The organism is Altererythrobacter rubellus, from assembly GCF_030284385.1.
GTDB lineage: Bacteria > Pseudomonadota > Alphaproteobacteria > Sphingomonadales > Sphingomonadaceae > Erythrobacter > Erythrobacter rubellus.
Window position 1 is genome coordinate 628,016 of the sequence record NZ_CP127221.1, and the last position, 14,340, is coordinate 642,355.

The following is a 14,340-nucleotide window of genomic DNA, read 5'->3' on the forward strand; positions in this document are numbered from 1 at the left end:
CAAAGTTCAGCGATCCGCATGGTCAAGCTCAACAAGATATACACACGAACTGGCGATGATGGCACGACCGGCCTGGTCGATGGGTCACGCGTTGCCAAAGCTTCCTCGCGGATCGAAGCGATCGGCAAAGTGGACGAGGCGAATAGCGCGATCGGCTTGGCTGCTGCCTCTCTAGAATCAGGTGCGCATGCTGATGCTTTGTTCCGGATCCAGAATGACATGTTCGATCTGGGTGCCGACCTTGCCACGCCGGCTCCTGATGCGGATTTTGCGCCATCGGAAATGGTCCTGCGCGTAACGCAGGAACAGGTCGATTGGATCGAGCAGGCAATTGACAGATTGAATGAATCTCTGGAACCGCTGTCGAGCTTTGTCTTGCCGGGCGGAAGCGAAGCGGCTGCGCGCACGCATGTGGCACGGGCTTCGGTCCGCGCCGGAGAGCGTGCTGTGACCGCCTTGGCGGCGGAGGAACCGATAAACCCGGCGGCCGTCGCCTACATCAACCGGCTGTCAGACTATCTTTTCGTGTTGGCGCGCGTGTTGAATGACAATGGCGCGGATGACGTGAAATGGGTGCCAGGCGCGAACCGTTAGAATTTGTCCGCTGACATCTCGGCGCTAGCCAAGCCGGAAAACCGCCGCTAACAGCCTTCGCATAGCAAATGCTGCAGTTGCGAAGGGATTGATCATCATGCGGACAGTTGGCGTAATCGGCGCAGGCCAAATGGGCACCGGGATTGCCCAGACCGTGGCTCAGCACGGGATGCAAGTCATGCTGGCCGATGTTGATCTCGCACGGGCAGAAGCGGGCAAAGCGACAATCGAGAAGGCGCTGGGCAAGCTGGTTGGGCGCGGCAAGGTCGAGATCGACCAGGCAGAAGCCACTCTCGCCCGGATCACGCCTATTGCCGATTATGCACCAATGGCTGATGCCGGTTTGATCATTGAAGCCGCGACTGAGCGCGAAGAAATCAAGAAAGCTATCTTCGAATCTGCCGGTGTCGTTCTTGATCCGCAAGCGATCATGGCCAGCAACACCAGTTCGATTCCAATTACCCGTATGGCGAACTTCTTGCCCGACCCAGCTCGTTTTATCGGCTTGCACTTCTTCAATCCGGTGCCGGTGATGGGCCTAATCGAAGTCATTCCGGGCCTGGCAACGGCAGCGGAAACCACTGCGACAATCTCCGCCTTTGCAGAAGGGCTGGGCAAGCAAGTCGTCCTCAGTCAGGATGAACCAGGATTCGTTGTGAACCGCATCCTGCTGCCTATGATTAACGAAGCGGTGTTTGTTCTGGGCCAGTCAACTGCAAGCATTGCCGATATCGACAAAGGGTGTCGCTTGGGCCTGAATCACCCGATGGGGCCACTGGAGCTCGCTGATTTTGTCGGGCTGGATACCTGCTTCGAGATTATCAAGGTGCTCTACGAAACGACCGGTGACAGCAAATATCGCCCGGCTCCCTTGCTGGTGAAATATGTCGAGGCGGGCTGGCTGGGCCGCAAGACGGGCCGCGGTTTCTACGACTACACAGGCGAGGCGCCTGTTCCGACGCGCTAGCTAAAATTCATCTTCCAGATAATATTCGTCGCCATCAGCCGGATCAAATTCGTCCGGGGTCGGATCAAAACCGGATGTGTCGTCAATCAAGTCGGTATCCTCTGCCCAGCCATCAATTTCAATGACTTCGCTGGACCGTTGCACTTGCCGCATGGGCTGAGGGTTTGCATTGAACTCCTGTCGCGCCGATGCCTTGGCCGCGTTGTTCTCGACGCTCGCCGCCGCATGCACCAATGCGCCCTCCCGGTCTTCAGAACCGACCAGGATCACGGCACCAAACATGGTCGCGCCAACCATCATCAACGCCTTTTTCGGACTTTGAAAAATGCTCTTCGACATAATACGAAGACATAGCCGATTGGGCGTTAACTTTTCGTAGCCCTGGCTTCGGATGATAATTCATACAGAATATCAAGAGCTTCGCGAGGGGAAAGCGAGTCGATGTCGATCTCTGCCAACCGGTCTACGAGCGTTTCCTGATGTTCCGGCTCACTCTCTTCCAGCGCGGCGAAAAGAGGCAACTCGCCTAATCCAGCCGCCGAACCGCCCGTTTCCGTCCGGTTTTTCTCCAACTGCTTGAGCACTTGCTTTGCGCGGCTGACGACTTGGTCAGGCACCCCGGCAAGCCGCGCGACAGCCAGGCCGTAGCTGCGGTCGGCCGGACCTTCGGACAACTCATGCAGCAGAACAAGGTCGCCCTTGTATTCGCGCGCGCGGACATGATGCAGCGAGAGTGCTTCACATCGTTCCGCCAGCCTTGCCAGCTCATGATAGTGTGTCGCGAACAGACAGCGGCATTTGATATTTGTGTGGACCGCTTCAACCACCGCCCACGCCAGTGCAAGGCCATCATAGGTAGAGGTTCCGCGCCCGACCTCGTCCAGAATAACGAAGCTGCGATCCGATGCTTGGCTCAATATAGCCGCAGTCTCGACCATTTCGACCATGAAGGTTGAGCGACCGCGCGCAAGATTATCCGACGCACCGACACGGCTGAACAATCGATCCACCAAGCCAATTCTTGCCGCGTTGGCTGGCACAAATCCACCCGCCTGCGCGAGTAGCACGATCAGTGCGTTCTGCCGCAGGAACGTCGATTTACCGCCCATGTTGGGGCCGCCGATCAGCCACAACCGGTCACTCGGCGCCAGCGCGCAATCATTGGCAACAAAGCGATCACCTGCCTTGGAGAGCGCGGCCTCCACTACCGGGTGTCGCCCGCCTTTGATATCAAGCACCGGATCCTCTTCGATGTCGGGCTTGCACCAACCGCCTTCGGCTGCGCGTTCAGCCTGGCTTGCGCTCACATCGATCCGCGCAAGGGCTGCGGCGGTTTGAGCGATCGCTTCTCGCGCCGCGTTCACTTCGCCGACCAAATCTTCGAAATGTGCCTCTTCAGCGGCCAAAGAATGGCCACCAGCCTCGGCAATGCGGCTCGCCTCTTCGTGCAGGTCGACTGAATTGAAACGGACGGCACCGGCCATGGTCTGGCGATGTGTAAAGCCGCTGTCTGGCGCCATCAAAGCGTCGCCGTGCTTGGCTGGCACTTCGATGAAATAGCCTAGCACACCGTTGTGCTTGATCTTGAGCGATGAAATGCCAGTGTCATCACGATAGCGCGCTTCCATCGCCGCGATGGCCTTGCGTGCATTACCTGATACCGCACGCAATTCATCGAGGGATGCGTCATAGCCTTCTGCGATGAAGCCGCCATTGCTGCGTTCGGTTGGCGGAGAATGCACGAGCGCGCGGGTCAGCAAATCCACCAGCGCGCCGTGGCCGCGCAATTGCGGCAGCAGGTTTGCCAGCAGCTTTGGAACATCTGGCTGGCTTCCCAGAAACAGTTCAATGCGCCGTGCATCGTTTAGCCCGTTACGGATCTGTCCCATATCACGCGGGCTGCCGCGACCTGCGACTATCCGGCCCAGCGCACGCCCCAGGTCTGGCAGATTACGCATCATCTCGCGAAGTTCTGCTCGATTGAGCGGATCAATATGGAGCCACTGCACCAGTGCCAGACGCGCTTCGATGGCACCGCGATCAAGCAATGGCGCTGCCAGATCTTCAGCTAGCAATCGCGCTCCGGCTCCAGTCACACAGCGATCTATCGCGCCAATCAAGCTTCCCTCGCGCTGCCCGGATTGGCTGGAGAGTATCTCGAGGCTTGAACGCGTGGCTTCGTCCATGGCCATGGTCTGTCCCGCATCGCGCTTTTGCGGGGGCAATAGCAGGGGCAGCGTGCCGCGCCCGACATGTTCGAGATATTCAATCAGTCCGCCTGCAGCTGCCAGCATGGCGCGAGAAAAATCACCGAAGCCATCAAGCGTCGCAACCGCGTGTACCCGCTGGAGGCTCGCTTTGCCGTTCTCACTTTCGAATTCGGATTTTGCGCGCGGGATGGCATCATTCGGACTGAATTCGGTGCCCTCAGGCACAACACATTCGCTGAAGGTTAGTCTTGCCAGCGCTGCATCCAGGGCTTCGAGCGGGCACTCTTCCAGCACCATTTGCCCGGTCGAAATGTCGCAGCTTGCAATGCCAATGGTGCCGCGCACATCTGCCAAAGCGACCAGCAGGTTAGCCCGCCGCGGCTCAAGCAAAGCCTCTTCGGTCAGCGTCCCTGCCGTCACAAACCGTACGATGTCGCGCTTCACCAAAGCTTTGCTGACAGGCCTTCCTTCGGCCTTTGCGCGTGCCTTCGATTCTTCAGGCGTTTCTACTTGTTCTGCTATCGCGACGCGGCACCCGGCCTTGATCAACCGCGCAAGATATCCTTCTGCAGAATGCACAGGCACGCCGCACATCGGGATAGGATCGCCGCCATGTTCACCCCGGCTGGTGAGCGCGATATCAAGCACTTCTGCGGCAACCTTTGCATCTTCGAAGAACAGCTCGAAGAAATCCCCCATGCGGTAGAATAGCAGAGACCCACCTGCTTCGCGTTTGAGTGCAAGATATTGCTCCATCATGGGAGTAACCTTGCCCGATCCGGCAGAAGTGGTTCTGGTTGCGGCCATTGCTATGGCCTAACGCGGAGCCATCCGATTCGATACGGGTGATACGCAGCTTTCCCCTATCGCTCTTGATCTGGCTGGTTTACAGGACGCGGCAGATACGGAGGTTGGCCTTGGCCGATAAAGAAAAACTGAGTTTTACGACCCGCGAAGCGCTGTTCTATCACGAGACAATTCGTCCGGGGAAAATCGAAATCATCGCGTCCAAGCCGATGGCGACGCAGCGCGATCTCAGCCTGGCCTATTCACCCGGTGTGGCAGCACCAGTGGAAGCGATTGCTGCAGACCCCCGGCTGGCGGCCAAATACACTGCGCGTTCGAACCTTGTGGCGGTAATTTCAAACGGCACGGCGATCCTTGGTCTCGGCAATCTGGGCGCGCTCGCCTCCAAGCCGGTGATGGAAGGCAAGGCGGTGTTGTTCAAACGCTTTGCCGACGTCGATTCTATCGACATCGAACTCGACACCGAAGATCCGCAGAAATTCATCGAAGCGGTGGCTCTGATGGAGCCAAGCTTTGGCGGCATCAACCTGGAAGATATTGCCGCGCCCGAATGCTTCATTATCGAGCAAGCCTTGCGGGAACGGATGAATATTCCCGTCATGCATGATGACCAGCACGGAACGGCGATCATCTCAGCCGCCGGCCTTATCAATGCGTGCCACCTGACCGGTCGCGAACTGAAAGATGTGAAGATGGTTGTGAACGGGGCGGGAGCCTCGGCACTGGCGTGCACATCGCTCGCAAAATCTCTGGGAATCCGTCACGAAAATGTCATCGTGTGTGACCGTGCCGGGCCGATTTATCCCGGGCGCGAAAATGTCGACCAATGGAAAAGTGCGCATGCGGTGGAAACCGAAGCGCGCAGCCTGGAAGAAGCTTTGGGCGGAGCGGACATCTTCCTTGGACTTTCCGCGGCGGGTGCTTTGAAGCCGGAATGGGTGAAGAAGATGGCGGACAGGCCAATCATCTTTGCCATGGCCAACCCGACGCCAGAGATCATGCCGGATGAGGCGAAGGCTGTCCGTCCTGATGCGATCATTGCCACTGGCCGATCGGATTTCCCGAACCAGGTCAACAATGTGCTGGGATTCCCGTTCATCTTCCGCGGCGCGCTCGATGTGCAAGCGACCACGATCAATGATGAGATGAAGATTGCCGCGGCGCGTGCCATTGCTCAGCTGGCGCGTGAAACTGTGCCGGAGGAAGTCGCTGCCGCCTATGGCGAAACGCATGCTTTTGGCGAGGACTACATTATTCCCGCGCCATTCGATCCGCGTTTGATGGAAGTTGTATCTTCGGCCGTTGCCAAGGCGGCAATGGATTCAGGCGTAGCACTCGCGCCGATTGAGGATCTTGACGCCTACCGTCATTCACTCAAAGCGCGCCTCAACCCCACGACTTCGGTTCTGACGCAGGTCTATGAAACCGCAAAAGCCAATCCGAAACGTGTGGTCTTCGCTGAAGCGGAAGAGGATGTGGTGCTGCGCGCCGCGATCCAGTTCCGCGATTTCGGTTATGGCACGCCAGTGCTGGTTGGCCGCACGGAAAAGGTCAAAGAAAAGCTGGCAGAGCTGGCGGTGGACGACATTGACAGTTTCGAAATCCAGAACTCGAAAACGTCAGAGCACGTACCGGCGATGAACGAGTATCTCTATAATCGCTTGATGCGCCGGGGCTATACAGAACGTGACGTGGGACGCTTGGTAAACCAGGAGCGCAATGTGTTCGCGGCACTGCTCGTAGCGCTGGGCCATGGCGATGCAATGATTTCGGGTCTTACGCGGACCTTTGCTCAGACGGCACGGGAAGTGAACCTGGTGCTTGATCCCAAGCCAGATGAGATCCCCTACGGCATTCATCTGATGATCGGCAAGAATTACACCGTATTCCTTGCTGATACCACGATCAACGAACGCCCGAGTGCAGAACAATTGGCCCATATCGCCAGGAAAACCGCAAAAGTGGCGCAACGGTTGGGGCATGAGCCACGCGTGGCATTCCTGAGCTATTCGACCTTTGGCAACCCCTCCGGCAAATGGCTCGACAGCATTCGCGGCGCGGTCTCAATTCTCGATGAAGAGAAGCCGAACTTCGAATATGAAGGCGAGATGGCGCCAGACGCCGCGCTCAATCCCAAGGTCATGGAGCTTTATCCGTTCAGCCGTTTGTCGGCGCCCGCCAATGTGTTGGTGATGCCAGGCCTTCAGTCGGCAAACCTTTCTGCAAAGCTGCTGCGTGAACTGGCGGGTGCCTCTACGATCGGGCCGATGCTGGTAGGCATGCAGAAACCGGTCCAGATCGCGCCGATGACTGCAATCGCCCCGGATGTGCTGACGCTGGCGGTGCTGGCTGCGGCTGGCGTAGTGGATTGAGCCAATAGCCGGCAACTTCACAAGATCCCGCGACAGGATCGTTCGAAAGCATCCAGCCGCATAAAGATTGCTACCGACCCGCGCCTATGCGAATTCGTCTTCGCTGACCGACTGGCTCAGGTCGACGTGACAGTGTTTGGGGTTCGAAGGATCGATCAGCACTGGGACTTCTTTATTCTCGAGAGTTGAGGTGAGGTTGATCCAGATCGGCGGGCTCTTGAAGCTTGTGATTTTACCTGTGGCAGGATGCGTTGCTTGTGCGAACACATGATACGGGCTGCGTCCGTTTATTTTAGTACGGTAGTCGCGCTCGCATTGTTGGAAGCTTGCTTGCAGCGGCACCCCTAACTGCTTCAGGCTGGCAATGATCCGCGTATGCGTGATGCGGAGATAGATTAGCCAGCCACCAATCGCGGCAAAAAGTGATCCAAAGCTCGCGATCACCAATGGAAACAGAAATCGGGTGGAAAAGCTGTCGATCATGGCATCAGATGGATCCCATGGGTCATAAATAACCTTGACCCGTTCGCCGCGAGAGAATGCGGCAGGATTGCTGCCGTGCTTGCTGACAAATTCGTATCGAACCCCGCTATTGTCGCGAAACTCGACGACGGGACGGTAGATGAACTTCCCGTCGTTGTTCCTCCTTCGCTCAATTTCCACGACCTGCCCTTGAGCTTGCTGGCCGTTCGCTGACAGTTGGGATGAATGCCAAAAATTCCACGCTCCGACACCGGCGAAAAGCAGACCGACCAGAAGAAATATGCTGCCGATCGAGCGGACAACCTTGGGCATAACGGGCACTCCAAAGAATTTGCCGGCTGCCGGGACAACAATGTCGCAGTCCTTCCGGTTCTCGGGTTAATTCCTAATAATTTACAGCCTGTTACCCGTTTGTCTTTGGGCGCGATTTTGCGACGACAGTTCGCAAACTAGGGCAACCGACGATAGCGGAAGTACCAAACTTCGTGCCCGTAAACTGTACGCGCCTTGTGTTCATAGCGGGTCTCGCACCAGCCCGACGGGCGGTTTTCCCAGCTGTCACGCCCTTTGACCTGCCATTCGAATTTGTCGGTGTGGCGCTGCATCACCATCAGCGCGTGACGCAGATAGACATCGTGGTCTGTCCCGAAGCGGAATTCACCGTCGGGTTTCAGTTTGTCAGCAAACAGTTTCACCGGGCCGTCGTTCATCATCCGGCGCTTGGCATGCTTGTTCTTGGGCCAGGGGTCTGGATGCAACAGATAGATCATCGTCAGCGCACCGTCCGGAATGCGTTGCAGCACGTCCAGCGCATCGCCCCAATGCAAGCGCACGTTCGCAAGCGTTTGCTCCTCGACATGGGTCAATGCTTGCGCGACACCGTTCACAAACGGTTCTGCACCGATAAACCCGTGATCAGGCAACAGGTCAGCGCGATAGGCCAGATGTTCACCGCCGCCAAATCCGATTTCGAAATGTAGCGGCCGATCATGTCCGAACAGGATCTCGCTAGTCACAGGGCCTTCAGCTGGCACTGCGATCTGCGGCAGCAGGTTGTCGACCAACCCTTGCTGGCGCGCGCGCAGCGGCTTGCCCTGACTCCTGCCATAGAGCCGGTTAAGCGTCGTCGGATCACCTTCTTTGAATGCAGACATAGCGCAGCCGATTGGCGAAGCGCGAGCCAATTGTCCAGTCAGGCTTTGCGATCCGGACGCTGGGCTAGGGGTTGAGGTGCCTTCACAAGTCCCTATATCCGGCGCGTGTTTGAACAAATCACTACATATCTGTCGGGGCTCGCCCCATGGGCGCAGTCAGCGGTTGGTCTTGTAGCGCTCGCGCTGCTTTCATTGACCGTCAATTATATTCTCAAAGACGTGATCCTCAGAATCGCCGAGCCCTATCTCGACGGAAAAACCAAAACGATAGACAAAGCGGCGGCCTGGCTCGCAACAGTGGCGCCATTGCTGATCATATCGCGCGGCATTGCCTACGTGCCCAACTTGCCGGCCGAGATCTACGATGGCGTCAGGAATATCGCACAGGCGCTGATTGTGGTGTCTGTCGCTATGGCGATCGTTCTTGCTCTTGCTTACGCAAACGAGCTCTACGAGCGGCTTCCACGGTCCAAGAATCGCCCGATCAAAGGCTTTATCCAGGTCATAAAGATCCTTGTCCTGTGCGGCGCAGCGATCATCATGATCTCGGTACTGATCGATCAGTCGCCTTTGCTTTTGTTGTCCGGCCTTGGGGCTGTCACTGCCGTTCTGTTGTTAGTGTTCAAGGACACGATCCTCTCGCTCGTTGCATCGGTCCAACTCACGACCAATGACATGCTGCGCGTGGGCGACTGGATCGAAATGCCCAGCATGCAGGCTGATGGCGATGTGATCGATATCTCGCTCCACACAGTGAAGGTGCAGAACTTCGACAAGACCATCACGACTATACCAACGCACAGGCTGGTCTCTGATGCCTATCGCAATTGGCGCGGGATGAGCGATGCCGGGGGCCGCAGGATCAAGCGCGCGCTTACAATCGACCAGAATTCGGTGCGTTTCATGGACGATGACGAAGTGGCCGCGCTTAAGCGTTTCCGCGTGTTGCGCGACTATCTGGACAAGAAAAAGCAAGAGATCGCCGATTGGAACGAAAGCGAATTGGCGGGCGAGGACGCGGTAAATGCGCGTCGGATCACCAATATCGGGACCCTGCGCGCCTACATTATCGGCTATTTGAAAAGCCATCCCGAGATCAATGATGAAGGCTTCACTCTGCTTGTTCGGCAATTGCCGCCAGGGCCGGAAGGGCTGCCGATCGAGATCTATTGCTTCACCTCGACTACGAATTGGGGCGAGTATGAAAGAATTCAGGCGGATATCTTCGATCACCTCTTGGCGATCCTGCCAGAGTTTGATCTGAAGATATTCCAGGAGCCGAGCGGCGCCGATTTCCAGCGCGTGCTCACTAACTAAGACCCGAATAGCAAACGGCCCGCTCTCCCTCAGGAACAGCGAGCCGCTCAAGTTCCGTCTTGTTGGAAACTTAGGCTGCTTCAGCAGCTTCTTCCGGGTCACGCAGCACATAGCCGCGGCCCCATACCGTTTCGATATAGTTCTCGCCGCCACCTGCCAGGCTGAGCTTCTTGCGGAGCTTGCAGATGAAGACGTCGATGATCTTCAATTCCGGCTCGTCCATTCCGCCATACAGGTGGTTGAGGAACATTTCCTTGGTCAGCGTAGTGCCCTTGCGCAGCGAAAGCAGCTCAAGCATCGCATATTCCTTGCCTGTCAGGTGAACGCGAGCGCCGTCGACTTCAACGGTCTTGGCATCGAGGTTCACTGCCAGCTTGCCAGTGCGGATGATCGATTGGCTGTGGCCCTTCGAACGACGCACAACAGCGTGGATGCGAGCGACCAGCTCTTCGCGATGGAACGGCTTGGTCACGTAATCGTCAGCGCCGAAGCCGAAGCTGTGGATCTTGCTGTCCATTTCCGCGATACCCGAAAGGATCAGAACCGGTGTCTGCACCTTGGCAACGCGCAGCTTCTTCAGCACGTCATAGCCGTGCATATCCGGCAGGTTCAGGTCGAGCAGAATGATATCGTAATCATACAGCTTGCCCAGATCCAAGCCTTCTTCGCCCAGATCAGTCGAGTAAACATTAAAACCTTCAGTCGTCAGCATCAGCTCAATAGCCTTTGCTGTTGTCGGTTCGTCCTCAATCAATAGCACGCGCATGGGTGGTTTCCCCTTTGCCCCAGACTTGTGGTAACCCTTCCTAAAGAGTGGTTGCCGTGAATTAACCACACGAGGTCTCAACGAAAAAGGTTAATTTCCCGTAAAGCCCTTCAGCGAACGACTTCGCGCGAGTAGTGAGTCTTTTGAGTCACAGAGGGTGGTGAATGTGAAAATCACAAGTTTTCCAGCTTCTTCTGCCTTCTGCGCTGGACGGAAGAGCCAATCCCCATGGCTTCGCGATATTTGGCAACTGTTCGGCGCGCTAGTTCGAAGCCCTCGGCCTTAAGCATTGTTACCAGAGTGTCATCGCTTAAAATCTTTCTGGGATCTTCTGCATCGGTCAATGCCTTGATACGCGCCTTGACCGCTTCGGAGGATGCGCCTTCGCCGTCGCTGGAGCCCACACCGCTGGTGAAGAAATACTTCAGTTCAAACGTTCCGCGTTCACAGCTCAGGAACTTGTTGCTGGTCACACGGCTAACCGTGCTTTCGTGCATGTCGATCTTGTCGGCGACCATCTTCAGCGTAAGCGGCTTAAGCTCTGACACACCCCGCAAAAAGAAACCTTCCTGACGTTTCACGATCTCTGCGGCAGTCTTGAGGATCGTTTTCTGGCGCTGGTCCAGCGCCTTCATCAACCAGTTCGCATCCGCCAGCTTTTCGTCGAGCCAGCGGCTGGCTTCCTTGTTGGTCCCGCCGCCCTGCAGCTCAAGCATATATGCACGGTTGACGATCAAGCGCGGCAAAGTCTCCTCATTAAGCCTGATGTCCCAGCCTTCCCCTTCTTTGGAGCTGACCAGAACGTCAGGAATGATAGCTTCTGTTGCACTCGAACCATATGCAAGCCCGGGCTTGGGGTCGTAGTTTCGCAGTTCGGACAGCATGTCTGCAAAGTCTTCATCGTCGACATCACACATCCGCCTGAGGCGCGGGATTTCGCCGCGCGCAAGCAGATCGAGATTGTCGATCAAACGCTGCATACAGGGGTCGTACCGGTCTGCTTCTTGTGCTTGGATTGCCAGGCATTCGCTTAATGACCGTGCGCCAACGCCGCTCGGCTCCAGCTGCTGCACACGCGCAAGAGCCCGTTCAGTTTCCTGAATGGTGACGCCCAGATCGCCTGCGATTTCGCTCAACTCGAAAGACAAATAGCCGGTATCATCCAGCAACCCGATGATGTGACGGGCGATGAACTCGGTCTTGGGGTCATCGTAGTAAGCCCCGATCTGAAGCTGTAGATGCTCTTCCAGGCTGACATCGGCGGAGCTACGCTCCTCAATACTGGGCAGATCGGATGCGAGCCCCCCACTCACATGGGCCGCGCCCCATTCGGCATCTCCGGTATCATAGTCGCGATCAAGCGCGCTGGCATCAAGATCTGTCGGCGCTTCGGCTTCGCCTTGCCCTTGTGCAATCAGGACATCCGATGTGACCTCTTCGCGCGGAATATCATCTGGTTCAGGGTCGCCAACATCTTCGCTCGACACTTCTCCGGCTTTGAGGAGCGGGTTGTTTTCCAGCTCTTCTCCGATGAAAGCTTCGATTTCGAGGTTGGAGAGGGCCAGGAGCTTGATCGCCTGCTGCAATTGCGGCGTCATCACCAGCGATTGTGATTGCCTAAGGTCTAGGCGAGGACCCAAAGCCATCGGAGCTACAGCGTAAAGCCCTCACCGAGATACAGGCGACGCACATTCTCATCCGCGACCAGATCTTGCGGAGAGCCCGCGAAAAGCACCTGGCCGCCATAGATGATGCAGGCGCGGTCCACGATATCGAGTGTTTCGCGCACATTGTGGTCCGTGATCAAAACGCCGATCCCGCGCTCTTTCAGATCTTTCACAAGATCGCGAATGTCGTTGATCGAAAGCGGGTCGATCCCTGCAAACGGTTCATCCAGCAGCATGATCGAGGGCTTGGCCGCTAGCGCTCGCGCAATCTCGCACCTCCGCCGCTCGCCGCCCGAAAGCGCCATAGCCGGGCTTTCGCGTAGTCGCGTCAGACCGAATTCATCGAGCAGCCGCTCCAGCTCTGCGGCACGGGTATCCGCATCGGGCTCGACCATTTCGAGCACGCAATTGATGTTCTGCTCCACAGTCATGCCGCGAAAAATGCTGGTTTCCTGCGGTAGATACCCCAGGCCCAGGATTGCGCGGCGATACATCGGCAGATTGGTGACATCTTCGCCGTCCATCAGGATACGGCCGGAGTCAGGCCGGACCAGACCCATGATTGAATAGAAGCAGGTAGTTTTGCCTGCGCCGTTTGGTCCGAGCAGCCCCAGCACTTCACCCTTGGCGACATGCAACGAGATATCGGTCAGGACCGCGCGCTTGTCATAGCTTTTCGCGATGGAGATGACTTCGAGTCCGCCGTTGGGCATATCGACTCGTTCAATTGCACCCGCCGCATCGGCGTGACTGTCTGTGGCTAGAGTTTCCATATCGTCCATCACCAACAGCTTTAGCATCCCAGCATCTGCAGAAAACCCCCGTTTTCGCCAAATTGGCAAGATTTATGCATGGCAAAGCTTTGGGGCTAAATATCATTGCATGGTTAGCAGTCTTGCCTTGGGCGCGACTCTCTGTGATACTCTGCGCCGTGAGAGGAACTTTGGGGAGAGCCTTTCGATGAGCGACACGTTCTCGAATAACAATGCAGCGCCTGCGGGTGCACGCGAATACGCGCACGACTGGCGCAAGAAAATGAGCGATCATGTCGCCTATGCACTGTTGGTTTATACCGGCCTGCAGATCTTCGCGACGATGGGTGCGATGAAAGAAACGGGCATGAAGATGATGGCGTTGTTCGCTCTCGTCGTTCTCGTTGGCGCAATCATACCGGCCTGTCGAAAGTTTGAACGGCGCTGGCGTAACCTAACCGACGAGCAAGCATCGGATATGGCTTATGAAAGCGCGTTCAAGCGCGATCTGATTGGGCTTTGGTTGCTCGCGATCGGCTTGCCGTTTGTGCTGACCATGCTCTTCAAGGGCATTGCCGCAATAATGTAGAACCTGCCGCAATCAGCCTTGAGCTGATTTCGCGCGTTCAATCGCTTCCACGACTACTTGTCGGGCTTCGTTAGCGTCGCCCCAGTTGCCAACGCGCACCCACTTTTCTGCCTCCAGATCCTTGTAATGTGTGAAGAAGTGCTCGATCTGCTGGAAGATGATTGAGGGCAAGTCTTTGGTTTCGCCAACATCCGAATAATACGGGAAAGTCGTGTCCACAGGCACGCAGATCAGCTTTTCATCGCCGCCATGCTCGTCCTCAAGGTTCAAGACACCGATCGGGCGCGAACGCACAACACAGCCTGGAATGAACGGGCTGCGGGCGATCACCAATGCATCCAGCGGATCGCCATCGGGCGACAGCGTATGCGGGATAAAGCCGTAGTTCGCCGGATAGCGCATCGGCGTGTGTAGGATACGATCAACGAATAGCGCACCCGATTCCTTGTCGAACTCGTACTTCACCGGTTCGCCGCCGGTCGGGACTTCGATGATGACATTGAGTTCTTCTGGCGGGTTCTTGCCGGCGGGGATCATATCAATACGCATTGTGGTCTCGTCTTTACAGCGCTGCCCCACTCCCCCGACGGAGCTGCGCTAGTTTTTATTTGACGCGGCCTTTAGCGATACATGCGCCATTGCGAAAGGCCTTCCTTGGTCCT

Annotated in this window: 13 protein-coding genes; 5 read left to right on the forward strand and 8 right to left on the reverse strand. The window is 56.7% G+C overall.

Annotated elements, in window-relative coordinates:
• Positions 1–18: 18 nt before the first annotated feature.
• The gene (locus QQX03_RS03130; protein ID WP_285976427.1) at positions 19–594 is read left to right on the forward strand and encodes a cob(I)yrinic acid a,c-diamide adenosyltransferase; all 576 of its coding nucleotides are present in this window, start codon (positions 19–21) and stop codon (positions 592–594) included.
• A gap of 97 nt (positions 595–691) precedes the next feature.
• A complete protein-coding gene (locus tag QQX03_RS03135; RefSeq protein ID WP_285976428.1) occupies positions 692–1,561 on the forward strand; it encodes a 3-hydroxyacyl-CoA dehydrogenase NAD-binding domain-containing protein in 870 nt (289 codons plus the stop codon).
• Here QQX03_RS03135 and QQX03_RS03140 read toward each other — a convergent pair whose 3' ends face one another.
• Both QQX03_RS03140 and mutS read right to left on the reverse strand, forming a co-directional pair.
• A complete protein-coding gene (locus QQX03_RS03140; protein ID WP_285976429.1) occupies positions 1,562–1,900 on the reverse strand; it encodes a hypothetical protein in 339 nt (112 codons plus the stop codon).
• Between the two features lie 26 nt (positions 1,901–1,926).
• Positions 1,927–4,578 carry a DNA mismatch repair protein MutS gene (gene mutS / locus QQX03_RS03145; protein WP_490401894.1) on the reverse strand — a complete coding sequence of 884 codons (2,652 nt, stop codon included), beginning with the start codon at positions 4,576–4,578 and terminating at the stop codon, positions 1,927–1,929.
• A 110-nt stretch (positions 4,579–4,688) separates the two neighbouring features.
• On the opposite strand from mutS, the gene QQX03_RS03150 reads away from it, so the two are divergent.
• A complete protein-coding gene (locus QQX03_RS03150) occupies positions 4,689–6,950 on the forward strand; it encodes an NADP-dependent malic enzyme (protein ID WP_285976430.1) in 2,262 nt (753 codons plus the stop codon).
• Between the two features lie 84 nt (positions 6,951–7,034).
• Here the strand turns inward: QQX03_RS03150 and QQX03_RS03155 are convergent, their stop codons facing one another.
• On the reverse strand, positions 7,035–7,745 hold the full coding sequence (locus QQX03_RS03155) for a DUF3592 domain-containing protein (RefSeq protein WP_285976431.1): 711 nt from the start codon (positions 7,743–7,745) through the stop codon (positions 7,035–7,037).
• A gap of 137 nt (positions 7,746–7,882) precedes the next feature.
• Positions 7,883–8,587: a tRNA (guanine(46)-N(7))-methyltransferase TrmB gene (trmB, locus tag QQX03_RS03160; protein ID WP_285976432.1), complete on the reverse strand. Its 705-nt coding sequence runs from the start codon at positions 8,585–8,587 to the stop codon at positions 7,883–7,885.
• A gap of 105 nt (positions 8,588–8,692) precedes the next feature.
• Here trmB and QQX03_RS03165 point away from each other — a divergent pair, with 105 nt between their 5' ends.
• The gene (locus QQX03_RS03165) at positions 8,693–9,904 is read left to right on the forward strand and encodes a mechanosensitive ion channel family protein (RefSeq protein WP_285976433.1); all 1,212 of its coding nucleotides are present in this window, start codon (positions 8,693–8,695) and stop codon (positions 9,902–9,904) included.
• 70 nt (positions 9,905–9,974) lie between these two features.
• Here QQX03_RS03165 and ctrA read toward each other — a convergent pair whose 3' ends face one another.
• The 3 genes from ctrA to lptB form a co-directional block, all read right to left on the reverse strand.
• On the reverse strand, positions 9,975–10,670 hold the full coding sequence (ctrA, locus tag QQX03_RS03170; protein WP_285976434.1) for a response regulator transcription factor CtrA: 696 nt from the start codon (positions 10,668–10,670) through the stop codon (positions 9,975–9,977).
• Between the two features lie 173 nt (positions 10,671–10,843).
• Entirely contained in the window at positions 10,844–12,316 is a 1,473-nt protein-coding gene (gene rpoN, locus QQX03_RS03175; protein ID WP_285976435.1) for an RNA polymerase factor sigma-54, read from the reverse strand.
• A 5-nt stretch (positions 12,317–12,321) separates the two neighbouring features.
• Positions 12,322–13,050, reverse strand: coding sequence for an LPS export ABC transporter ATP-binding protein (lptB, locus tag QQX03_RS03180; RefSeq protein ID WP_285976945.1), 729 nt, complete (start codon positions 13,048–13,050; stop codon positions 12,322–12,324).
• Between the two features lie 247 nt (positions 13,051–13,297).
• Between lptB and QQX03_RS03185 the strand changes: the two genes are divergently transcribed.
• Positions 13,298–13,678, forward strand: a complete 381-nt coding sequence (locus QQX03_RS03185) for a hypothetical protein (RefSeq protein WP_285976436.1) — start codon at positions 13,298–13,300, stop codon at positions 13,676–13,678.
• 12 nt (positions 13,679–13,690) lie between these two features.
• Here QQX03_RS03185 and ppa read toward each other — a convergent pair whose 3' ends face one another.
• Positions 13,691–14,227, reverse strand: coding sequence for an inorganic diphosphatase (gene ppa, locus QQX03_RS03190; protein ID WP_285976437.1), 537 nt, complete (start codon positions 14,225–14,227; stop codon positions 13,691–13,693).
• Between the last annotated feature and the right edge of the window lie 113 nt (positions 14,228–14,340).